Annotated in this window: 20 protein-coding genes; 9 read left to right on the plus strand and 11 right to left on the minus strand. The window is 58.1% G+C overall.

Annotated elements, in window-relative coordinates; translation table 11 throughout:
- Nucleotides 1-8: 8 nt before the first annotated feature.
- A complete protein-coding gene (recG, locus tag OJHNALOF_RS00745) occupies nt 9-2,081 on the plus strand; it encodes an ATP-dependent DNA helicase RecG (protein ID WP_165660842.1) in 2,073 nt (690 codons plus the stop codon).
- An 86-nt stretch (nt 2,082-2,167) separates the two neighbouring features.
- On the plus strand, nt 2,168-4,198 hold the full coding sequence (locus OJHNALOF_RS00750) for an AsmA-like C-terminal region-containing protein (RefSeq protein WP_165660843.1): 2,031 nt from the start codon (nt 2,168-2,170) through the stop codon (nt 4,196-4,198).
- A 7-nt stretch (nt 4,199-4,205) separates the two neighbouring features.
- Here OJHNALOF_RS00750 and OJHNALOF_RS00755 read toward each other — a convergent pair whose 3' ends face one another.
- Nucleotides 4,206-5,144: a LysR family transcriptional regulator gene (locus OJHNALOF_RS00755; RefSeq protein ID WP_165660844.1), complete on the minus strand. Its 939-nt coding sequence runs from the start codon at nt 5,142-5,144 to the stop codon at nt 4,206-4,208.
- Nucleotides 5,145-5,298: 154 nt separating this feature from the next.
- On the opposite strand from OJHNALOF_RS00755, the gene OJHNALOF_RS00760 reads away from it, so the two are divergent.
- The 6 genes from OJHNALOF_RS00760 (at nt 5,299) to OJHNALOF_RS00785 (ending at nt 11,444) form a co-directional block, all read left to right on the plus strand.
- Nucleotides 5,299-6,309, plus strand: a complete 1,011-nt coding sequence (locus OJHNALOF_RS00760; RefSeq protein WP_165660845.1) for a D-cysteine desulfhydrase — start codon at nt 5,299-5,301, stop codon at nt 6,307-6,309.
- 88 nt (nt 6,310-6,397) lie between these two features.
- The gene (gene hisD / locus OJHNALOF_RS00765; protein WP_165660846.1) at nt 6,398-7,711 is read left to right on the plus strand and encodes a histidinol dehydrogenase; all 1,314 of its coding nucleotides are present in this window, start codon (nt 6,398-6,400) and stop codon (nt 7,709-7,711) included.
- Between the two features lie 104 nt (nt 7,712-7,815).
- The gene (gene dctP / locus OJHNALOF_RS00770; RefSeq protein WP_206063499.1) at nt 7,816-8,811 is read left to right on the plus strand and encodes a TRAP transporter substrate-binding protein DctP; all 996 of its coding nucleotides are present in this window, start codon (nt 7,816-7,818) and stop codon (nt 8,809-8,811) included.
- Between the two features lie 36 nt (nt 8,812-8,847).
- Entirely contained in the window at nt 8,848-9,381 is a 534-nt protein-coding gene (locus tag OJHNALOF_RS00775) for a TRAP transporter small permease (protein WP_165660848.1), read from the plus strand.
- On the plus strand, nt 9,381-10,682 hold the full coding sequence (locus OJHNALOF_RS00780; RefSeq protein ID WP_165660849.1) for a TRAP transporter large permease: 1,302 nt from the start codon (nt 9,381-9,383) through the stop codon (nt 10,680-10,682). The genes OJHNALOF_RS00775 and OJHNALOF_RS00780 overlap by 1 nt, the downstream gene beginning before the upstream one ends.
- 9 nt (nt 10,683-10,691) lie before the next feature.
- A complete protein-coding gene (locus tag OJHNALOF_RS00785; RefSeq protein WP_165660850.1) occupies nt 10,692-11,444 on the plus strand; it encodes an alpha/beta fold hydrolase in 753 nt (250 codons plus the stop codon).
- 326 nt (nt 11,445-11,770) lie between these two features.
- On the opposite strand, the gene OJHNALOF_RS00790 is transcribed toward OJHNALOF_RS00785, so the two are convergent.
- The 7 genes from OJHNALOF_RS00790 to typA form a co-directional block, all read right to left on the minus strand.
- Nucleotides 11,771-12,661, minus strand: coding sequence for a bifunctional GNAT family N-acetyltransferase/hotdog fold thioesterase (locus OJHNALOF_RS00790; protein WP_094200988.1), 891 nt, complete (start codon nt 12,659-12,661; stop codon nt 11,771-11,773).
- A gap of 131 nt (nt 12,662-12,792) precedes the next feature.
- Nucleotides 12,793-13,230 carry a D-aminoacyl-tRNA deacylase gene (gene dtd, locus OJHNALOF_RS00795; RefSeq protein ID WP_165660851.1) on the minus strand — a complete coding sequence of 146 codons (438 nt, stop codon included), beginning with the start codon at nt 13,228-13,230 and terminating at the stop codon, nt 12,793-12,795.
- Complete coding sequence (gene pip, locus OJHNALOF_RS00800; protein ID WP_165660852.1) at nt 13,227-14,186, minus strand: prolyl aminopeptidase; 960 nt, start codon at nt 14,184-14,186, stop codon at nt 13,227-13,229. Before pip ends, dtd begins: the two co-directional genes overlap by 4 nt.
- Entirely contained in the window at nt 14,186-15,082 is an 897-nt protein-coding gene (locus OJHNALOF_RS00805) for a virulence factor BrkB family protein (protein WP_094200991.1), read from the minus strand. Before OJHNALOF_RS00805 ends, pip begins: the two co-directional genes overlap by 1 nt.
- A 149-nt stretch (nt 15,083-15,231) precedes the next feature.
- Complete coding sequence (locus OJHNALOF_RS00810) at nt 15,232-15,810, minus strand: YceI family protein (protein WP_094200992.1); 579 nt, start codon at nt 15,808-15,810, stop codon at nt 15,232-15,234.
- 24 nt (nt 15,811-15,834) lie between these two features.
- The gene (locus OJHNALOF_RS00815; protein WP_240919604.1) at nt 15,835-16,356 is read right to left on the minus strand and encodes a cytochrome b; all 522 of its coding nucleotides are present in this window, start codon (nt 16,354-16,356) and stop codon (nt 15,835-15,837) included.
- 231 nt (nt 16,357-16,587) lie between these two features.
- Nucleotides 16,588-18,423 (minus strand): translational GTPase TypA, encoded by a 1,836-nt coding sequence (gene typA, locus OJHNALOF_RS00820; protein WP_094200993.1) that lies wholly within the window; start codon nt 18,421-18,423, stop codon nt 16,588-16,590.
- A 527-nt stretch (nt 18,424-18,950) separates the two neighbouring features.
- Here typA and glnA point away from each other — a divergent pair.
- Nucleotides 18,951-20,360 carry a glutamate--ammonia ligase gene (glnA, locus tag OJHNALOF_RS00825; RefSeq protein ID WP_094200994.1) on the plus strand — a complete coding sequence of 470 codons (1,410 nt, stop codon included), beginning with the start codon at nt 18,951-18,953 and terminating at the stop codon, nt 20,358-20,360.
- Between the two features lie 147 nt (nt 20,361-20,507).
- Here the strand turns inward: glnA and OJHNALOF_RS00830 are convergent, their stop codons facing one another.
- From OJHNALOF_RS00830 to slyA, 3 genes are read right to left on the minus strand one after another with little or no spacing between them, the layout of a single operon-like run.
- A complete protein-coding gene (locus tag OJHNALOF_RS00830; protein ID WP_165660853.1) occupies nt 20,508-21,521 on the minus strand; it encodes a DUF2955 domain-containing protein in 1,014 nt (337 codons plus the stop codon).
- A 13-nt stretch (nt 21,522-21,534) separates the two neighbouring features.
- Nucleotides 21,535-22,587 (minus strand): HlyD family secretion protein, encoded by a 1,053-nt coding sequence (locus tag OJHNALOF_RS00835; RefSeq protein WP_240919605.1) that lies wholly within the window; start codon nt 22,585-22,587, stop codon nt 21,535-21,537.
- Nucleotides 22,584-23,030, minus strand: a complete 447-nt coding sequence (gene slyA / locus OJHNALOF_RS00840; protein ID WP_165660854.1) for a transcriptional regulator SlyA — start codon at nt 23,028-23,030, stop codon at nt 22,584-22,586. The genes OJHNALOF_RS00835 and slyA overlap by 4 nt, the downstream gene beginning before the upstream one ends.
- Between the last annotated feature and the right edge of the window lie 72 nt (nt 23,031-23,102).

Consider the following 23,102-nt stretch of genomic DNA (forward strand, 5'->3'; position numbering starts at 1 on the left):
GGGCCGCCATGAATCTGGACAAAATGCCCCTCAGCCTGCTCAAGGGCGTGGGTGACAAAATGCAGGAAAAACTGCACCGGCTGGGGCTGGAAACGGTGCAGGATCTGCTGTTTCACCTGCCGTTGCGCTACGAAGACCGTACCCAAATCTGCCCGGTGGCCGAGCTGCGGCCGGGCATGCATGTGTCCGTGGTGGGCGAGGTGGTCGACAGCCACATCAGTTACGGCCGCAAGCGCATGCTGCTGTGCCGGCTGCGGGACGACAGCGGCACCCTCACCCTGCGCTTTTTCAACTTCGCCGCCGCCCAGAAAAACAGCCTCACCGCCGGCACCCGGCTGCGCGCCTTTGGGGAAATTCGCCCCGGTCATCACGGCCTGGAGATCATTCACCCCGAATACACCCTGCTGCAGGGCGACAACCCGATCAGCGTGGAAACCAGCCTGACGCCGGTTTACGGCACCACAGAAGGGCTGCGCCAGATAAGCCTGCGTCAGCTCACCGATCAGGCCCTTGCTTGGCTTGAGCAACAGCCGCTGACCGAGCTGTTGCCCGCCGGCCTTTATCGCCAGCAAATGCCCCTCAACGACGCCGTGCACCTGCTGCACCGGCCGCCCCCGGATGTGGCGCAGGATCAACTCGAGCACGGGCAGCATCCCGCCCAGCAGCGACTGGTGATGGAAGAGCTGCTGGCCCACAACCTGTCGGTACTGCAGGTGCGCGAGCAGGGCCAGGCCCACCGGGCCCGGGCCCTGCCTGCCGCCGAAGCCCTGGTGCACGACTTTCTGGCCCGGTTGCCGTTTTCCCCCACCGGTGCCCAGCAGCGGGTGGTGGCGGAAATCGGCGCCGACCTGCACAAACACGTGCCCATGATGCGGCTGGTGCAGGGCGACGTGGGCTCGGGCAAGACCCTGGTGGCGGCGCTGGCGGCCCTGCAGGTGATCGGAAATCAGGGCCAGGTAGCGCTGATGGCCCCCACCGAGCTGCTGGCGGAGCAGCACGCCGCCAACTTTGCCGCTTGGCTGGAGCCGTTGGGCATTAACGTGGGCTGGCTGGCGGGCAAGGTCAAGGGCAAGGCCCGCACCGAACAGCTGGAGCGGCTGGCCAGTGGCGAACTGGCGATGATAGTGGGTACCCACGCGCTGTTTCAGGAGCAGGTGCAGTTCAATGCCCTGGAGCTGGTGGTCATCGACGAACAGCACCGCTTTGGCGTGCACCAGCGCCTGGCCCTGCGGGAAAAAGGCAGCCAGGGTGAGTACTATCCGCACCAGCTGATCATGACCGCCACCCCCATTCCCCGCACCCTGGCCATGACCGCCTATGCCGATCTCGACACCTCGGTCATCGACGAACTGCCCCCGGGGCGCACCCCGGTCACCACGGTCGCCATTCCCGATACTCGGCGCGACGAAGTGATCGAGCGGGTGCGGCAAGTGTGCCGTGAAGAGGGCCGCCAGGCCTACTGGGTGTGCACCCTGATTGACGAGTCGGACGTGCTGGAGTGCCAGGCGGCGGAAGACACCGCCGCCGCCCTTTCAGAACGGCTGAAAGAGCTTAAGGTGGGGCTGGTGCACGGCCGCATGAAGGCGACGGAAAAGCAGGCGGTAATGGCCGACTTCAAGGACGGCAGGCTGGACCTGCTGGTGGCCACCACCGTGATTGAGGTGGGGGTGGATGTACCCAACGCCTCGCTGATGATCATCGAAAACCCCGAACGCCTGGGCCTGGCCCAGTTGCACCAGCTGCGCGGCCGGGTGGGCCGGGGTGCCACCGCTTCTCACTGCGTGCTGCTCTATCACGCCCCCCTGTCGAAAACCGCCACCCAGCGGCTGGGGGTGCTGCGCGACACCAACGACGGCTTTATCATCGCCCAGAAGGATCTGGAAATTCGTGGCCCGGGCGAGCTGCTGGGCACCCGCCAGACCGGCCTGGCGGATCTGAAAATCGCCGATCTGGTGCGGGATCAGGCCCTGTTGCCGGAAGTGCAGCGGCTGGCCCGCTATCTCGCCGACCGCTACCCCGACTGTGTCGACCCGCTGATCCGCCGCTGGCTCGGTACCCGGGATCACTACGGCAAGGTGTAATTCTCCTCACACCTAACTCCTCACCGGTTTCCGGCGAAGTCCTGCCTATGTATGATACAAACAGCGGATTTTAAAGGGTTAAATTCATGAAAAAACTGGCCAGAAGAGGTTTGACGGGGCTGCTGGTGCTGTTGCTCGGCGGCTGGTTGCTGCTGAATTTGCTGGACGTGAACCGGCTGAAAAAACCGGTACTGACCTGGCTGAATGAAAATACCGAGCTGGGACTCAGCGTGGGCAGGCTGGAGTTCAACCCTCTCTCCCCCTACAAGCTGCTGGCGGAAGACGTACGGCTGGGTGACTGGTTCAGCGCCCGGCAAGTCTATCTCGAGCTGGCGCAGCTGGCTCCCCTGGCGGGGCGCACCGAGGTGGCCATTCTCGATATCATCGACGGCAGTATCAACCTGCCCCAGGCCCAGGCTCCCGCCCTACCCGCCAACCTGGCCGATATTCATATTGCCGAGCTCAATACCCGCAACCTCGCCCTGACCGGCCAGGACTGGGAGGCCGGCGGCATTGAGCTTCATATCAACGACTGGCAGCCCCGGCGGCAAGGCCAGTGGCAATGGTGGGCCGACGCCGGCCTGAGCGCTCGCGTACGCCAGCTGTCTCATTCGGCCCTAGAGCTGTCGCGACTGGATATCAGCGGTCATTTGCGCCAGGGTCGGCTGGAGCTGGACGATGTGCGCGGCCGGCTGGCCGGTGGCCTGGTCAGCGGCAGTCTGACTCTGGACCCCGCCGAGCGCGAGCTGCGCCTGGAACGCCCGCAATTCAGCCAGGTCAAACTGCAACTGCATGACGCCCTCACTCTGCCCGAGGGCTGGCGCCTGCTGCTGAGCCGGGCCCGGCTCGACGACGTCAGCCTGACCACGGCTTCGCTCACCGTTAACGGCATGCGCGGCGAGCTGCGGGATCTGGAGTGGGGCGGCCGGGGTCTGCCCGAAGGCCGAGGCGACTGGCAGGCGGATGAAGCTACCCTCGACTGGCTGCGCCTGGACAACCACCGGCTGCATTGGTTGGGTGACGCCGACCGCCAGGGCGTCACCCTGAGCGGCCGGGCCTGGGAGGGCAGCATTGAGGCCGAACTGGGCTGGTACCCGAAACAGGGCCGGCTGGATATCGACGAACTGCAACTGGCCGGCAACAAGCTGGTGTGGCAGCCGGACATGGCCTGGCCCCTGCCCGACGTGCGCATTCACAAGCTCAATCTGAGCCGCACCGAGTTGCTGTCGCTGGACGATGAACTGCCGCTGTCGCTGTTTGACGGGGAGCTGTTTGTCACCGATCTGGCCTGGTCGGCAGGACTGTGGCGTCCACTCAGCCAGCAGGCTCGGCTGGAAGGCCGCGTGGGCGAGCTGGCCTGGAACAGCCTGATCGCGCGCGCTGCCCGCTTCAGTGCCCGCCTCACCGACGAACAGTGGCTGCTCGACCAGCTCAGCGGCGACTGGCTGGACGGCAACATCACCCTCACCGGCAGCCTGGGGCTCTATCCGCCTCACCGCACTCAGGTTACGCTTGCCGGTAAAGACTGGCAGCTGCGTCACCTCAGCAACTGGCTGCAGGCCGACCGGGGCTTTGCCGGCGATCTCGACGTCGGCGTCAGCCTCAGCGGCGAACCCGGTAATCCCGCCAGCTGGCAAGGTGAACTGGCGCTTGCTGGAGAGGATGTGTTTGTGGAGCAACTGGGGCTGGATCCCTGGCTGCGCAACCGCCTGGGTGAAGACTACGCCAGTCCCAAACAGGTAGACAGTACCCTGGCGGCACTGGATCTTATGCAACAGGATGGTTTTTTCTACCGGCTGGATCTGCGTGGCCCGGTCACCGATGGCCGCTGGCGACTCGACAGCAGCGCGGTTCAGAGCGTGCGTCACCTGCTGGCCCTGCGGGGGAACATTGGCGCCGGTGGCCGGCTTGATCTCGACCTGGGCGCCATTAACGATGCCGGCTGCCGGGAACTGGCCATCAGGCTGACCGGCGACTGGCACGCCCCCCGCCTGCGCCTGCACCAGCCCGAACTGAACACACCGTGCCGGCCCTGGTATACGGGGCCTGTGCCCTACCCCGCCGCCGGCCTGCCCGGCAGCCTGATCGAGGCGGTGCGGGCACTGCCCGCCCCCTGAGCAAGGGTCAGGACACTGGCCGCATCCCGGGAAACTGCTCGGCATAACTGAGGTTGTACAGCTCCACCAGATAGCGCCAGAACACATCCACTTCCGGCTTGACCGTATGCCGGAAGCGATACAACAGAATGCGCAAATCCACGGTATGAAAGCCTTCATGCAACACGGTGAGCTGGCCCTGGGTCAGCTCGTTCTGGATCAGCCCGTAGGGCAGCCAGGCCACACCATAGCCCTGCAGCGCCATGGCCTTGAGCCCTTCCGCCAGGGCGTTTTCACACACTATGGTGTACTGAAAGTCCGGCGGCAGCTTGTTAAGACAAAACTCCTTCACCAGACTGCCCAGATAGGACGCCTCCGGATAGGCCAGTAACTTGAGCTGCGTATTTCCGTTCACCGAAAACACCGGCGTACCTTCCGGCGTCAGCGCCGACACTGGCACCAGCCGATCGGTGCCCACCTGAATGCAGGTGGTGTCGTTGCGGGACAGCTGACCCATGTCGCCAGCAGAAGAAAAACTCAGCAGAAAGTCACCCATGCCGGCCATAAATGACTCGGTCAGATCGTGCAAGTTGCCGGTGTTGAGCTTGACCAGGGTATTGCCCACCAGCGGTTCCAGGGTACGGATCCAGCGGGGAAAAAACGACACCGCCGGCGAGTGCTGGGCAAAAAACACCAGGCTTTTCTGAATCTCCTGCCCCTGCAGGCGCTTGCGCACCCGGTAGGTGTCGTGGATCATCCGTTTGGCTTCCTCTACAAACGCCAGGCCACTGCTGGTCAGGGTGGTGGGATGCTTCTCCCGATCCACCAGCGCCACCCCCAGCCAGTTCTCCAGCGAGCGAATGCGCCGGCTAAATGCCGGCTGGGTCACAAAACGGGCTTCTGCCGCCTTGGAGAAACTGCCGTGTTCACTCAGGGCCACAAAGTCCTTCAACCACTTCAATTCCATTAAAAACAATTCCTTACCGTATATTTTCGGCCCTATGCCCAAAAGTAACCACGGGCAAAGCCAATATAGCATTGGTCGTACAGCGGTGATTATTCCACCATGCAGTTGTTAACCAAATGTATTGCACATGTTCAAAACGAAGAGGAATGTTAAAATGCATCTAGCTCGTTATCCCCGTCTGCACTTCGCTCATCTGGCCACTCCGCTGGAGCCGATGCATCAACTGACCAAGCTGCTGGATGGTCCGAACCTGTGGATCAAGCGTGACGATTGTACCGGTCTCGCCGGCGGCGGCAACAAGACCCGTAAACTCGAGTTTCTGATGGCCGATGCCCTAGAGCAGGGTGCCGACACCATCATCACTCAGGGTGCCACCCAGTCCAACCACGCCCGCCAGACCGTGGCCATCGCCACCAAGCTGGGCCTGGAATGCCACATTCTGCTGGAAGACCGCACCGCCTCCGAAGACGTCGACTACAACTACAACGGCAACGTCATGCTGGATCAGCTGTTCGGCGGCATACTGCGCAAGTATCCGGGCGGCACCGACATGAATGCGGCCATGGAAGAACTGGCCAGCGAACTGAAAGCGGGCGGCAAGAAGCCCTATATCGTGCCCGGTGGCGGCTCCAACGAAATCGGCGCCCTGGGTTACGTCAACTGTGCCCTGGAACTGCTGGGCCAGGCCAACGACGCCGGTCTGCGCATTGACCACGTGGTTCACGCCACCGGCTCCGCCGGCACCCAGGCCGGTCTGGTCACCGGTCTGTCCGGCAGCAACAGCCGCATTCCGGTGCTGGGCATTGGCGTGCGTGTTCCCCGCGAGCAGCAGGAAGCCAACGTGTTCCGTCTGGCCGAGCGCACCGCCGAGAAGCTGGGCATCCCCGGCGCCGTCAAACGTGAAGACGTGGTTGCCAACTGCGACTACGTGGGTGAAGGCTACGGCATTCCCGCCCCCAGCACCCTGGAAGCCATCGAGCTGTTTGCCCGCCACGAAGGCATTCTGCTGGACCCGGTTTACTCCGGCAAGGGCGGCGCCGGCCTGATCGACCTGATCCGCAAGGGCCACTTCAAGAAAGGTGAAAACGTGGTGTTCCTGCACACCGGTGGCGCACAGGCGCTGTTCGGCTACCGTGATGCCTTTGGCTTTGCCAAATACTACTGATTGATTCGGGCGGCCACACTATGGCCGCTCATAACCAACGAACTCTGTTATCAGCCAGTTGGCTCGTCTTTTTAACAGGTGATATACCATGGAATATCTCAAAGAGGCAGCGGCAAACAGTGACGTCGTACTGAGAGATGAATGCATTCAGGGCGTGGTCAAGGACATGCTGGCCAATATTCGCCGCAACGGTGAAACCGCGGTGCGTGAATACGCCAGACAGTTTGATAACTGGCAGGGCGATTTCGTGCTGACCGAGCAGAAAAAGCAGGCCCTGATCGATCAGGTGCCTCAGCAGGTCAAGGACGATATCGACTTTGCCCATCGCCAGATCAAACGCTTTGCCGAAGCCCAGCGTGACAGCCTGACCTCCTTTGAAATTGAAACCGAAGAAGGCGTACGCCTGGGTCAGCAGGTACTGCCGGTGCAGTGTGCCGGCTGTTACGTACCCGGTGGCCGTTATGCCCACGCCACCTCTGCGCTGATGAGCGTGGCCACCGCCAAGGCCGCCGGCGTACCCTTTATCGTGGCCTGTTCACCGCCCCGGGGCGACAGCATCAACCCGGCCGTGGCCTATGCCATGCATGTGGCCGGTGCCGATATGATCCTGGAAATGGGCGGCGTACACGCCGTGGCCACCATGGCCTATGGTCTGTTTACCGGCCGCCCTGCCGACATTCTGGTGGGTCCGGGCAACGCCTACGTGGCCGAAGCCAAGCGCATGCTGTTCGGCGAAGTGGGTATCGATGTGTTTGCCGGCCCGACCGAGTCGGCCATTATCGCCGACAAGAATGCCGACCCCATGACCATTGCCGTTGACCTGGTGTCCCAGGCCGAGCACGGTCCCAACTCCCCGGTCTGGCTGTTTACCGACAGCCGCGAGCTGGGCGAGAAGGTACTGGAGATCATGCCCCATGTGATTGCCGACATGCCCAATGCCGATGTGTGCGAAGCGGCCTGGCGCGATCACGGTGTGGTGATCCTCGGCGACAGCCGGAAAGAAGTCGCCAAAATCAGCGACGAGTGGGCCTGTGAGCACCTGCAGGTGCTGGCGGACGATCTGGAATGGTGGAAAGCCAACCTCAACAACTACGGCTCCCTGTTTCTGGGTGAAGGCAGCACCGTTTCCCACGGCGACAAGTGCTCCGGCACCAACCACATTCTGCCCACCAAGAAGGCGGCCCGCTACAGCGGTGGCCTGAACGTGCAGAAGTTCATGAAGGTGCTGACCTATCAGGAACTGAGCGAAGAAGCCAACCTGGTGTTCAGCGCCGCCGGTTCCCGCATCTCCCGTGCAGAGGGCATGGAAGGCCACGCCCGTGCCTGTGACTGGCGCCTGCGTAAGTACTTTTCTGATATCACGTGGAACTTTCCGGTATACGAACAAAAGAAATATCAATAATGCATTACCAGAGGGAACAACACCTTAAGTAGGTATTAAAAAAATCTTTTACATTTTAGCCTAATGAAAATACAGCAAATGACATTTTAAACATGGAGAATAAAATGAAAAAAAATAAACTGCTACGTACTGCTCTTGGTATATCTATTGCTCTTTCTCTGACCATGGGGGCAGCTCAGGCTAAGGAAACCATCCGCATTTCCACTTATGTTAACGAGACTGACATTCGTTATCAGGGTTTTGAAAAGTTTGCCGAGCTGGCCACTGAAAAATCTAATGGTGATTTAGATATACAAATATTCCCTTCATCTACATTACATGGCTGGAGCGAGGGCGTTGATGCGGTACAAGGTGGGTTGTCTGATATCAGCTGGATCCCCTCCGACAAACGACTTGCATGTTATCGGGTGACCTCTTTATATCCCGTCGCTGTGAGCCTTGAAAATCAAATTGAGCTGGATAAAGAGTACTCCAACTTAATTAGGGCTGAAGCAGAAAAAGTTGGTTTAATGCCGCTAATTAACTCAAACTACTCTTATGATCAGGAATGGTGGTTTAAGGAGCCTGTTAGTGATCTCGGGAACCTGGATGGAAAAATGGTTCGCTCTATTGGTCCTTTGGTCAGCAGCATGATCGAAGCCTGGGGTGGGAAGCCTGTTTTTGTATCACCCAATGAAGTTTTTCAGTCAGCTGAGAGAGGCGTTGTTGATGGTATAAACATGGGTGTAGCAACCTATAGCTCATGGAAACTGTGGAGCGTCATGCCAAGCATGGTTAATGCCAACTTGTTCTATGCCAATATCATTTATATGATGAACAAGAACAAATTTGACTCTCTGAGTGAAACTAACCAAACCGCCCTCCTTGAAGCAGCGCAAGAGGCTGAGACCTGGCTCAAACCACGCTATGAAGACTGGATTGATCAACGGGTTGGTAATGCCGTTATGAAAGGTAATGGTTCTGCTTTCACCATCTCTCAAGAAAAGAGACACGAACTAATTAATAGCGTTCAATCTTCATGGGATAATGAAGTGAATGAAGCATGTGGTGAAGATTTAGCAAATGACATTCGTGAATTGTTTGCCAAACATGCCAAATAAATTTAAATAGCTTTACTTAGGGACGGAGATGTCAAAATGCAACAGGCATTGACTTTAACGCTATCAAAGGTGACGAGAATCTTGGAGAAAATAGCAAACATTCTGCTTTACTCCGGAGGTCTTGTTGTTTTCATTCAGGCATCCTGGATCACTTACGGTGTGTTCATGCGCTATGTAATGGATAATCCGGATGGTATGGTCACTGAAGCAACAGCCCTCATGTTAGTACCTGTTGCATTTTTTGGACTTGCGTATGCACTTAGTAAGGATGCGTATCCAAAGGTGACTTTACTACGTGATATACTGCCAAAAAAAGTTCAGGCTGTCATTGACAGGGTAAACCTTTTAATTATGACCTTAACCGGATTATTTTTCAGCATTGCATCCGGCGAAGCTGCTGTACGGGCTTTTCATTCAGGCGCTGCATCTGAGATTTTACTTTGGCCAAGATTCTACTTCTGGATCCCCGTGGCTATTTCACTTTTTGTTTTCACCTTGTTGGCACTTGTCCTCTTGTTGAATTATCAGCACCCTCTTGATAGAAATTACACAGAGCTGGAGGAAGTATAATGGAATGGTATGTTGTTGGCCTGGGCTTACTTGGCCTATTAATCCTGTTTATATCTATTGGCCTTCCAATTCCATTTGCGTTGGCTGCAGCTTCTTTACCTTTTTTGCTTAACATTCAGTCCTTATCTACTTCACTGATCACTGCTGAACTCAAGCTTTGGGGAGTCTGGGTTGATTACATTCTGTTGGCGGTACCCTTGTTTGTTTTATTGGGGGAGCTGATAGGAAGGTCGGCAATAGGCCCGAATCTTTACTGGTTCATGCACAGTAAAGTTCCAGTCCGCGGCTCTGCTGCTTATGGTAGCATTGGTGCCTGTGCTGGCTTTGGTGCAGTATGCGGCTCAAGTATGGTTGGCTCACTCACCATAGGTGGTGTAGCCTTGCCTGAAATGCTTAAGCTGGGTTATGGAAAGCGCCTGTCCAGTGGGGTTTTGGCAGCGGGTGGCACACTCAGCGTTCTGATTCCCCCCAGCCTGATCTTGCTGTTTTACGGCATTGTAACCGACCAGTCTATAGGTGACTTGTTTATTGCCGGAGTTATACCTGGTGTTATACTGGTTTCTCTTTTTATTCTTATTGTCAGTGTCTGGGGCTGGCTGCAGCCCAAAGAAGTTCCTGAGCGAGACAATAGTAACCCAATCCCTTGGGGGCTTGCATTAAGTGCCGTACTACCAGTTGTTATCATTGGTTTAATTATTACCGTCTCTATTTACACAGGCATTGCAACACCAACAGAAGCAGCAGGAATTTCCTGTGTGGCCACCATAATAATGGCATTTTCTGTTGGCGGTTTACGCTGGGATGGTTTTGTAGAAGCAATTCGAGCAACCATGAAAACGATGGGGTATCTTGGGCTGCTCTTGTCAGCTGGTGTGCTTTTCGGTTTTGTAATGACTTATTATAGGGTACCGCAGCAATTTACAGCACTATTTACAGCGATGGAATTATCTCCTTATGTGATTCTGGCTGCAATCATAGTGTTCTATGTCATACTTGGCATGTTCCTAGAGCCAGTATCAATGACATTCATCACATTACCAACACTATACCCATTGGTGTCAGCCGCTGGATTTGATCTGATTTGGTTTGGTGTCATCTATACCATCACCATGGAGATAGCAGTACTTACTCCACCAGTCGGGCTAAACTTGTATGTAATTCAAGCCTTGGCCAGAAAAGAAGTAACTATCGGCGATGTGATTATAGGGTGCTTACCATTCATCGGCGCACTTATCGCTCTTCTTGGTATGATGGTAATGCTACCAGATATAGCCACTTGGCTACCCAATGCAATTAAATAGGTATAAGCAATGAATTACATCCGAACTGGAAATGGCCCAACACTAGTACTGATTCATGGTTTTTTAAGTGGCTACTCTTATTGGAGCGAGCAAATAGAGTATCTGAAAAAGCACTTTGACGTTATAGCCATGGATCTTCTTGGTTATGGCGATAGTACAGAGAAAACTGGCCTTGACAGCATCTCTGACTTTGCTGATTATGTGATTGAAATACTGGATGTACTGAATGTGGGTGATTTTCACCTTATTGGGCACTCTATGGGTGGAATGATCGCCCAAGAAGTGGCACTAAAAGTAAACCATAGAGTACAACGACTGGTACTCTATGGTACAGGGCCCGTAGGTAACTTACCTGGCAGGTTTGAACCACTTGAAGTTAGCCAAGAAAAGGTAAAACACCAAGGAACAAAGGAAGCAGCTACTTACTCGGTTAAAAGCTGGTTCCTTCAAGAAACTGCAGACCCTAATTACCAGCCCAGCCTGGAGTTAGCTCAGAAAGTCTCTACACAGACTTATATCAATGGCCTGAAAGCCATGAAAAGTTGGAGTTCCACTGACAGACTGGATCAGATTCTTGCTCAGACATTGATAGTCTGGGGAAATAAAGACCGCACATATGTTTGGGAGCAACCTTATGCTTTATGGCGTGGTATCAAGGACGCTGAAATAGCCGTATTACCACAGTGCGCTCACAATATACACATGGAAAAGAGCGAGCTATTCAATATGATAGTAAGTGATTTCCTAATAGAACATTATTAAATTAAAGGGAGGAAGCATCCTCCCTTTTTTCCTAATCCAGCTTATCATGTGGCATTATTACTGACCTTGCCCTCTAGGCATAATGAAGAGCCTACCACTTAACTAAGAATATCAACAACTTAAGAGGTAAACTATATTAAACCAAAGGAGTTGGGTCAGTAACAATGACACCTTCTTAACCCTTTATAATATACCGAGCATATTTTGTTTATACTCCATTTTAGCCAAGTGGCTTTATGGAAGTAAAACAACTCGAAATATTCAAATTCAGGTAACAGTATCCATATCCACACTCCCACGCAGAACGAGGGAGTGTGTATTTTATTCTAATGGGACAATATCACATAGCGTCCGGTAAACAGGGCGGCGCGGGTGTCGCCGCTGTAGAGGGTGATGGACAGCTCCACCTTGACCCGCTCGCCCCGGGCCAGGGGCTGCAATTGCTCCCGCAGCCGACCCTGCACCTCGGCGGTGGGCTCGCTCCAGACCGGCGTCAGGTACTTGATGTCGCCGCTGCTCTGCACAATGTCACCGCTCAGGCCGTATTCCTGCATTTGCAGCCAGATAAGCCCCCAGCCGGTGAGCACGCACTGGCTGTAGATGCTGCCGGCAAACATGGACTCGTGCAGGTTGAGATTGGCGGTCAGATTGGCCTGGGTACGAAACTTGCTGCCGGTGTACTGAATGATTTTCACGCCCATCTTTTCGCTGATGGGAATGCGTCTGTGCCATTGCCGCTGCAGCTCGTCGCACAGCTCGGGCCGGTGACTGATGCGATGCATGGGAGTCAGCGCCTTGATCATCTGCCGGTGGGGAATCTTGCCAAAGCTGATGGGGCCCTCGCCCACCACGGTAAAGCCGCAGTGGGTATAAAAGGCCACCGCTTCTTCCCGGGCATTCATCACCAGCCGGCGTACCCCTTCCTGCCGAGCCACCTGTTCCAGGGCCTGCACCATGCGGGTGCCCAGGCGCTGGTCACGGCAATCGGGGATCACCGCCATAAAGCGGATTTGGGCTTCATCGCCGCTGACATAGAGGCGCCCCACCGCCACCAGTCGGCCGCTGTCGTCCACCATCATGCGATGATGGGCATATTCGTCGAACTCGTCGCGTTCCGAGCCCTTGGGTTGCTGCCAGGGTTTGCGCAACAGCTGCCAACGCAGCTGATAGTAGGCTTCCAGTTCCGCTTCCGTCTGCGGGGTGACCACACGATACATGGTCTGCTCCTGTTAGGGTTATCTATGACTATCCTGCCGCCCGCGGCGACAGAGTGCAATGGAAAGGCATATCGGCGGCAGGCGTATTTCTCGCCCCCGCCCTGGTGAATAACGACTCAAATGGCCGTTGGCTAAACCTGCAGCCAGAAGGTGACGGGGCCGTCGTTGGTCAGGCTGACCTGCATGTCGGCGGCAAAACGGCCGGCCTCGGTGGCCACGCCCTGATCCCGGGCTGCCATCACGAAATAATCGTACCAGCGCTCGGCGTCGGCCGGTGCCGCACCGCGGGAAAAGCTGGGGCGCAGGCCACTGTTGGTATCGGCGGCCAGGGTAAACTGGGACACCACCAGCAGGCTACCGCCGGCCTGGCGCAGATTGAGGTTCATTTTACCATTTTCATCGGAAAACACGCGATAACCGAGCACCTTGGCCAGCAGCTTGTCGGCTTTGGCCTGATCGTCTTCCCGTTCCACCCCCAGCAGCACCAGCAGGCCGGGGCCAATGGCGCCCACCTGCTCGCCGCTCACGGTGACCCTTGCCTCGGTCACCCGCTGTATCAGGGCTATCATGTCTTGTTGAGCTCCTTCGCCATATGATCGGTCGCCTTGACCAAGGCGTCCATAATACCCGGTTCAAAGGCCGAATGTCCGGCGCCGGGCACAATTTGCAGGCGCAGTTCGGGCAAGTGATCGGCCAGGGCAAGGGCGGCGGCGGGCTTGCAGATGGCATCATAACGGCCGTGCACCAGAATGGCGGGCAGCGAACGCACTCGTTCAATGGCCTTGATGATGTGATTTTCCTCAAAGAAACAGTGATTGACGAAGTAGTGACACTCCAGCCGGGCCAGCGCCAGGGCACTGTGGGCCTCGCCGTAATGGCTGTCGGCATCGTTTCTCGGCAACAGGGTGGAGATGCGCCCCTCCCAAATGGCCCAGGCCCGGGCGGCATTGAGCCGGGCCAGCTCATTGTCGCTGGTCAGCAACCGGTAATAGCGGTTGAGCAGATCCCGGGCATCGCCGTCCAGGGGCGCCAGAAACTCCCGGTAATAGTCGGGAAACAGCTGGGCGGCACCGCCCTCGGGCTGATAGAGCCAGTCCAGATCCTGCTGCCGCCCCAGAAACAGGCCGCGCAGCACCAGCCCCAGTACTCGCTCGGAATGCGCAATGGCATAGCACAGTGCCAGGGTGGATCCCCAGGAGCCGCCAAACACCAGCCAGCGGTCAATGCCCAGAGTGGTGCGAATGTGCTCCATGTCGGCGATCAGCGCCTGCGTGCTGTTGTCGGTCAGCTCGGCATGGGGGGTCGACTGGCCGGTGCCGCGCTGGTCGAACAGTATGATGCGGTAACACTCCGGATCGAAAAAACGCCGATGCTCGGGGCTGATGCCGGCCCCCGGCCCGCCATGCACCAGCACCACCGGAATACCCAGCGGATTGCCGCTCTCTTCCACATAAATTCGATGCAGGTCGGACACCTGCAACCACTGCTGCCGGTTGGCGGCAATCGCCGGATAAAGGGTGCGCATCAGGCCGGGTCCTCGTCGTCGTTGTCGTCTTCAAAGCTTAGCCCGTGGCTGTGCTCATAATCCCCCAGGCTGGCGGTGATTTCGGCGCCGAACAGGGCGATCATCCAACTCAGATAGACCCATACAAACAGGATGGGTACGGTCGCCAGGGCGCCGTAAATGGCCTGGTAGGACGGAAACTGGGTGATGTAAAAGGCAAAGCCGCGCTTGGCGATTTCAAACAGCACCGCCGCCACCAGGCCGCCGACAATGGCGTGGCCGAAGCGCACCCGCTTGTTGGGCACCACCATGTAGAACACCACGAACATCAGGGTAGACAGCAGAAACGGCAGCAGGCTCAGCAGCACGGCGCCCACGCCAAAGAAGCTGTCGCCCTGGAAAATGCGCATCGAGGTGACGTAGGAGGTTATCGCCAGGCTGGCCCCGGCCAGAATCGGCCCCAGGGTGAGGATCATCCAGTAGGTGGAAAAGGCCACCGACCAGCGCCGCTTCTGACTAACCCGCCAGATATGGTTGAAGTTCTCGTCGATGGCCGAGATCAGCATCATGGCGGTCACCGCCAGCGCCGCCACGCCGATGGCGGTGGTCTTTGAGGCATTGTCGATAAAGCCCTGAATGTTCTTCTGCACCACGTCCCCCGCCGCCGGCACAAAGTTGCTGAACACAAAGTTCTGAATGGTATCGCGCAGCTCGGCAAACATGGGAAAGGCCGACATCATGGCAAACACCACCGCCAGCATGGGCACCAGCGACAACAGGCTGATGTAGGTAAGATAGCCGGCGGTTACCTTGAGCCGGTCCTGTTGCACGCGTTTCAGCACAAAGCGGCCAAAGTCCGCTCCATGGTCGCGCAAAAAGCGCAAACGGTGTCCGATGCGGGCGACAATCTGGGTCATGGCACATCCTGTGTAACGGCAAGTGAATGGTTATTGTGGCAAATTTCACGCCCCGGGGGCCAGCGCGACCACTCGCAAAAAGGACTCAAACAAAAAAGCCGCCCGAGCCTGAGCCCGGGCGGCGTATTCACGGGACAGGCATCTGCGTCTTACTGACGCACGCCTTCCAGGTGCATTTCCAGATACACGGTGGCCGAGGCCGGGCCCAGATCGTAGTCGATGCCGAAATCGGCGAGCTTCAGCTCCAGCTCGCCTTCAAAGCCGCGACGGAAACCGCCCCAGGGGTCCTCACCGGCGCCTACCTGCTCGATTTCAAACTCTACCGGTTTGGTCACACCGTGCAGGGTGAGATCCCCTTTCACGACATATTCCCCCTCGTCGTCGTCTTTGGTGACGCTGGTGCTCTTGAAGCTGGCTTCGGGAAATTTGCTCACGTCCAGAAAGTCGTCGCTGCGCAGGTGGCGGTCGCGCTCGCCGTGATTGGTGTCGACGCTGGCGGTATTCACGGTCACCTGCACGCTGTTATTGGCGGCATTGTCCTCGTCAAAGGCAAAGCTGCCCTTGAAGTCGTTGAAGCGGCCCACGATCCAGCTGTAACCCAGGTGATTGATTTTAAAGTTAACCGAGGCGTGCATGCCGTCGGTGTCGACGGTGTAATTTTCCACGGCGGCAAAGGCCGGTGACGCGGACACGGCCATCAGGGCGGCGGCAATCATGGTTTTTTTCATTTCATCTCTCCTTGGTGGACAAAATCAGAGCATGCGTTTAAGGGTGTCATCCTTATCAAGCCAGTGGTGCTTGAGGGCGGCCAGGGCGTGTAGCGCCACCAGCCCGATCAGCGACCAGGCAAAAATTTCGTGGATCAGCCCGGCTACATCTTCCTGGTTGTCAAAGGCGGTAAACAGGGCCGGAATGTCGAACCAGCCAAAAAAGGACGCGGGTCTGTTGTCGGCGGTGGCGATCAGGTAGCCGCTGACAAAAAGCCCGAACAGCAGACCATACAGCAGCCAGTGCATCAGGTGCGCCAGCCGGCGCTCCCAGGGCTGATGGCTGGCCAGCGGTCCCGGCTGAGTAAACAACCAGCGCCCCAGCAGGCGAATCACCACCAGCCCGGCCAGCAAAAAGCCCACGCTCTTGTGCCAGTAGGGCAACACCTGATAGAGCGGATCATAATAGCCCAGGCTGCGCATCCACAGTCCCACGCCAAACAGGCCGAATACCAGCAGGGCGGTACTCCAGTGAAACAGGCGCATCGTGATTGAATATTTCTGCATAATACGGCTCTCCCGCAGCCGCTTGAAAAAGCAGCGCTTGCAACTGTGCATGATTATCAGTTTCAAGTTTAATGCCTTTGCCGGTAAATCAAAGCAACCTTTACTGGCCTAATAATTCAAATAATTTGAATGTGAGGAGGGGCGTGAGAGGTGAGACATTGTCCGTCTTGCCTGCCACGCGATCGAAAAAGGGGCGCCGAGGCGCCCCTTTTATACTGCGGGTGAAGACGATCAGGCGCGGCTGGCGCGCTTGCGATCGTTTTCGGCCAGCAGCTTCTTGCGAATACGAATGTGGTTGGGGGTCACTTCCACCAGCTCGTCGTCGTCAATGAACTCCAGCGCGCGCTCCAGGGTCATTTTGATCGGCGGCACCAGGGTCAGCGCCTCATCGGTGCCGGCGGCACGAATGTTGGTCAGCTGCTTGCCCTTGAGGCAGTTTACGGTCAGGTCGTTGGAGCGGCTGTGAATGCCGATCACCATGCCCTCATACACCTCGGTGGCGTGCTCGATAAACAGGCGGCCACGCTCCTGCAGGTTGAACAGGGCGTAGGCCAGGGCTTTGCCCTTGCCGTTTGAGATCAGCACGCCGTTGTTGCGCTGGCCAATGTTGCCACCCTTGTGCGGACCGTAGTGGTCAAAGGTGTGGTACATCAGGCCGGAGCCGGAAGTCAGGGTCATGAACTCGGTCTGGAAGCCGATCAGGCCACGAGCCGGAATGATGAAGTCGATGCGCACGCGGCCCTTGCCGTCCGGCACCATGTCGGTCATCTCGGCCTTGCGCTCACCCAGTTTCTCCATGATGGAGCCCTGGCAGTCTTCTTCCACGTCCACGGTCAAGGTTTCGAACGGTTCCATCAGCTGGCCGTCTTCTTCCTTCAGAATAACTTCCGGGCGAGACACCGCCAGTTCAAAGCCTTCCCGACGCATGTTCTCGATCAGAATGCCCAGGTGCAGCTCACCCCGGCCGGATACGCGGAATTTGTCGGGATCACCGGTTTCTTCCACCCGCAGGGCCACGTTGTGTACCAGCTCCTGCTGCAGACGCTCGAGAATGTTGCGCGAGGTCACGAACTTGCCGTCGAGGCCGGCAAAGGGAGAGGTGTTGACCTGGAAGGTCATGGTCACGGTGGGCTCGTCTACCGACAGCGGCGGCAGCGCTTCCACGGCACCGGCGGCACAGACGGTGTCGGAAATCTTCAGCTCGCCCAGGCCGGTAATGGCCACGATGTCGCCGGCGCTGGCTTCGGTCACGTCATGACGCTGCAGACCCAGGTAACCCATCACCTGGCCCACCTTGCCGTTGCGGGTCTTGCCGTCGGCGCCGATCACGGTCACCTGCTGGTTGACCTTGACGGTGCCGCGCTTGATGCGGCCCACGCCGATAACACCCACGTAGGAGGAGTAGTCGAGCTGGGAGATCTGCATCTGCAGGGAACCTTCCGGATCCGCGTCGGGTACCGGTACCTGATCCACTATGGTCTGGAACAGGGTGGTCATGTCTTCGGTGCGCTCATCGGCGTCGAGCGAAGCCCAGCCGTTCAGGCCGGAAGCATATACCACCTGAAAGTCGAGCTGGTCGTCGGTAGCACCCAGATTGTCGAACAGGTCAAACACCTGATCCATCACCCAGTCGGGACGGGCGCCGGGCTTGTCCACCTTGTTGATGATCACGATGGGCTTGAGGCCCTGGGCAAAGGCCTTCTGGGTCACGAAGCGGGTCTGAGGCATGGGGCCTTCCTGGGCGTCCACCAGCAGCAGCACCGAGTCAACCATGGACATGACCCGCTCTACTTCACCACCGAAGTCGGCGTGTCCGGGAGTGTCCACGATGTTGATGCGGTATTCCTGGCCCTCGGGAGAGGTCCAGCGAATGGCGGTGTTCTTGGCCAGAATGGTAATGCCGCGCTCACGCTCGATATCGTTGGAGTCCATGACGCGCTCTTCGGCTTCACCGCGGCTTTCCAGGGTACCGGACTGCTGCAGCAGCTTGTCTACCAGGGTGGTTTTACCGTGGTCGACGTGCGCGATGATGGCAATGTTTCTCAAGTTGTTGATTTCAGATGACATTAATTTCTTTCACTCGCATAGTATCGAGGCGGGCACACGCCGGCGCTGCCGCTCTCAGGGGGTGTCCGTCGCGACGAGTGCAGCGGAACCAAATAAAAAGGGCTGCAAATTGTACACGCTTTAGCCGCTTCAATATATTAATTTATTGTGTTGGCTGCCCGCGCCCCGCCACAGCGGCGGAATCGACGCCACCCCGGCGTTCGGGCCGACGCCCTCCCAGGGCCAATGAAAAAGACTCGCACCGATCCTCATGCTCACCTTGAGTGCTATCATGGGCCCGGGCCGCTGCCGGCCGTGCGGAATGGACAGCAAATGCACCGGAATAACGCATCTCTTCAAACTCGCACCAAAAGGATCCAGACATGCACTAAACTGGTGCATGGCAATGGCAGCCGGTTTTCATGCTTGTCGGTAATATGCCCACATAACAAGCACTTACCAACATGGCACGGTTTTAGCTTAGTAAACGGCAACTGATGAATTTGTTCATCAGACCCTAGGATGCTTATTTTTGGAGGTCGAAATCCATGTCAATCGAAACCGTAATGGACATGATCAAGGAACACGATGTCAAATTCATCGATCTGCGCTTTACCGATATCAAAGGCAAGGAGCAGCATGTCACCCTGCCCGTAAACCAGATCAACGATGACTTCTTTGAAGAAGGCAAAATGTTCGACGGCTCTTCCATGACCGCGTGGAAAACCATTCACGAGTCCGACATGGTACTGATGCCCGATCCGTCCACCGCCGTGATGGATCCCTTTACCGAAGACGCCACCCTGAACATTCGTTGTGACGTGCTTGAGCCCGCCACCATGCAAGGCTACGACCGCGACCCGCGCTCCATCGCCCGTCGCGCCGAAGAATACCTGGTGTCTACCGGCATTGCCGACACCGTGCTGATCGGTCCCGAGCCGGAATTCTTCATGTTTGACGACGTGCGCTTCCACACCGACATGTCCGGCAGCTTCTTCAAGATCGACGACACCGAGGCCAAGTGGAACTCTGGTCGCGACTACGAGGAAGGCAACAAGGGCCACCGTCCTGGCGTGAAGGGCGGCTACTTCCCGGTAGCTCCGGTTGACTCTTCCCACGACATTCGCTCCGCCATGTGTCTGATCATGGAAGAGATGGGCCTGGTGGTTGAAGCTCACCACCACGAAGTAGCCACCGCCGGTCAGAACGAAATTGCTTGCAAATTCAACACCCTGACCAAGAAGGCCGACGAAATTCAGATCTACAAGTATGTGGTTCACAACGTCGCCCACGCCTTCAACAAGACCGCCACCTTTATGCCCAAGCCGCTGGTAGGTGACAATGGTTCCGGCATGCACGTGCACCAGTCTCTGGGCAAAAACGGTGAAAACCTGTTCTCCGGCGACCTGTACGGCGGCCTGTCCGAAATGGCGCTGTACTACATCGGCGGCATCATCAAGCACGCCCGTGCCCTGAACGCCATCACCAACCCGGCCACCAACTCCTATCGTCGTCTGGTGCCCGGCTTTGAAGCCCCGGTCATGCTGGCCTACTCCGCCCGTAACCGCTCCGCCTCCATTCGGATTCCGCTGGTCGGTTCCCCCAAGGCCCGCCGCATCGAGACCCGCTTCCCGGATCCGGCCGCCAACCCCTACCTGTGCTTTGCGGCCCTGCTGATGGCCGGCCTGGACGGCATTCAGAACAAGATCCACCCGGGCGATGCCATGGACAAGGATCTGTACGACCTGCCGGCCGAAGAAGCCGCCGAGATCCCGACCGTGGCCGTGTCTCTGGACGACGCCCTGAACAACCTGGACCAGGATCGCGAGTTCCTGACCCGTGGTGGCGTGTTCTCCGACGAGTTCATTGATGCCTACATCAAGCAGAAGCGCACCGAGACCGAGACCATCAACATGGCGGTTCACCCGCTGGAGTTTGATCTCTACTACTCCGTATAAGCGTGACGCGATAAGCTGAGTGTCAAAAGGCCCGGGAAACCGGGCCTTTTTTGTTGCTCGCTCCCACGCTCTGCGTAGGAACGAGATAATAGTGAGGTGACAGGGGTGAGGATTGAGGAGAATCCACAACTCACCCCTCACCAACGATTACAACACCTGATGGCGAGTAGACGGAAACAGGTTGAGCAGCTTGTGCACCAGATAGACGCAGCACAGGGTGAGCAGAATGGCCACCGTCATCGAACTCATGCGGTAAAGGGCGCTGAACACCAGATCATGCTGGGGCGACACATACTGCCCAAACAGAATGCCCACCGTGGTCAAGCCGGAAAAGCCCACACCGGGCATGGGCTCTCGAGCATGCAGCCGGGCAAACACCATGGTGCAAATCCAGAACGCCAGTCCCAGCAGCAGCAGATTGTGGTAGTAGTCATACAGCACCAACTGAAACAGCAACCCCGCCGAGCACCCCAGCAGGGTGCCGATGCAACGGGCCCGCCCCGATACCACGGCGCCGGCGAAGCTCATGGGAAACAGCACCAGCACGGTGGCCACCTGGGCCGACAGCGAGTCCACCAGATCCAGGGTCTGAAACACCACAAAACTGAGGGTGGCCACGATGGCTCCCAGCAGGGTCTGATGGCGCAGCACGTTGTCGCTTTTCTGCGGCAGCGCCCGGGCCACGGGAGGTTCCCGGTTGGGCAGCAGGGCATAGAGCAACGCGGCCACCGCCACCGACAGGCAGGATGCCACTATGTTGCTGGCGGCCATGTCGGCCAGGTGATACTGGGGGTAGCTGGCAAAGTGCAGCATGATGCTGAGGCTGACGCAGCCACTGGCACCAAACAGCATCAGCGGCCCTTTGGCCATCAGGTTGAACCGCCACAGAAACAACAGAAACACCACCATCACATACGCCGGTGGCCAGTGCCCGAGCAGCCCCGGCAGCAGCATGACCTCCAGCGAGGTCAGCACCGACGAGCCGATAAACTGCACCATGACAAAGCGGTTCAGCACCGGCACCATGCCCAGCAGCAGCATAGGGTAAACGGTAAAAAACACCCCCATCTGCCAGTCCATCACCTTGGCGGTGAGCATGCCGATGGTACTGCCAATAGCGATGCGCAGACAGCCCCTGAGCTTGTCGTCGGTAAAGGTCATGGCCGCATACCCATCAGTAGAGATAGCGGAACTGACTCACCAGCCACAGCTGGATCCAGCCCAGGCCGTGCAGCCAGCTGCCCGCCTCGGGAAACAACTGCACCGTGGCCCGGGCGCCGGTGGCCAGCGGCGGCACCGGCTCATCCAGGGCGATGTGCACCCGCAACCGCTGGGCGTCCCGCACCCAGCGATCGGAGTTTTCCGGCTGCACCAGCAGGCCGTCGGCTGACTGCTGCCCCTGGCGTACCCCGCTGTCGATGCTGCTGACATGGCCGTCGAAAATGTGGCCCGGCAGGGCATCGAACACCACCCCCACTTCGGTGCCGGTGGTGACATGACGCAGGCTCTTCTCCCGCAGATCGGCAATCACCGTCAGTTCGTTGGAAATCAGTGCCAGCAACGGCTGGCCGGCCTGGGCCTGCACCCCTTCCTGCAACTGCAGGTTGCCGACACGGCCGGCGATTTCCGCCCTCACTCGTGTACGCTCCAGCGCCAGCCGGGCCTGTTCATGGGCATTGCTGGCCTGCTCATGGGTCAGTTCCACCGCAGCCTGGGCCTGCCGCGCCTCGTGCAGCCTGGCCTCGGCCGCCTGCAGCGCGCTTTGCGCCTGCTCGGCCTGGTTGCGGGCCTGCTCCGCCTGCTGCACCGACATATGGCCGAGGCGGTGCAATCGCTCCAGCCGGACGGCCTCTCGGGCCAGCTCTTCGGCCCGCAACCGCGCCTGTTCAATCTCCGCCTGCACCGCTTCCATTACCGCTCGCTGACGGGCACTGTCGGCGGCGGCCAGCTGCTGCTGCAACTCGGCCCGAGCCAGGGCCAGGCGGTAGTCGGTGTCATCCAGCGCAAACAGCAGCTCCCCCGTCGCCACCTGCTGGTTGTTGCCGACCGCGACTTCCGTGACCTGCCCCGCCACACGAGGACCCACCGACAGCACCGGCCGGTGCGCCTGGGCCTGGGGCGTCATGGGGGCGTAATTGTCGATCAGCACGAAATACACCAGCAGCACCCCAAAGGTGATCAGGGCAATGCGTACCCAGCGATTGAAACTTTGCTCTGCGGTCATCATTTGCCCTCTTTTTCTCCCAGCTGCTCGCTCAGTTTCTGCAGGTTGCCGCCAATGTGGTTCACCATGCGCTCAAACTCGGCCAGCTCGGCATCGCTCAGGCCTTCCAGCACCTGACGACGAGTATGGTCCAGCACCACCTCCATTTCCGACAACAATGGCTGGATCGCCGGGGTCAGGTGCACCGTCTTGCCACGGCGGTCATTGGCACAGGGCCGGCGCTCCACCAGCCCCAGCTGCTCCAGCCCGTCAAGGGTGCGCACCAGGGACGGGCTTTCCACCCCTACCCGGCGCGCCAGCTGATGCTGCTGAATGCCCTCTTCCCGCTGCAGATGGGTCAGGGTGATCCAGCGACTCTGGGTCAGCCCCAGGGGCTTGAGCCGTTCATCGTTGATCAGCCGCCACTGCCGCACCAGATTGGCCAGCGCCATGCCCAGTGTTCTCATCTCGACCTCCAAGTTAGTTAGCTAGCTAATTATATTCACGCTACCGATATTTGCCAAGATATTGCCACCGGG

It is taken from the genome of Oceanimonas sp. MB9 (assembly GCF_011319775.1).
Lineage (GTDB): Bacteria > Pseudomonadota > Gammaproteobacteria > Enterobacterales > Aeromonadaceae > Oceanimonas > Oceanimonas doudoroffii.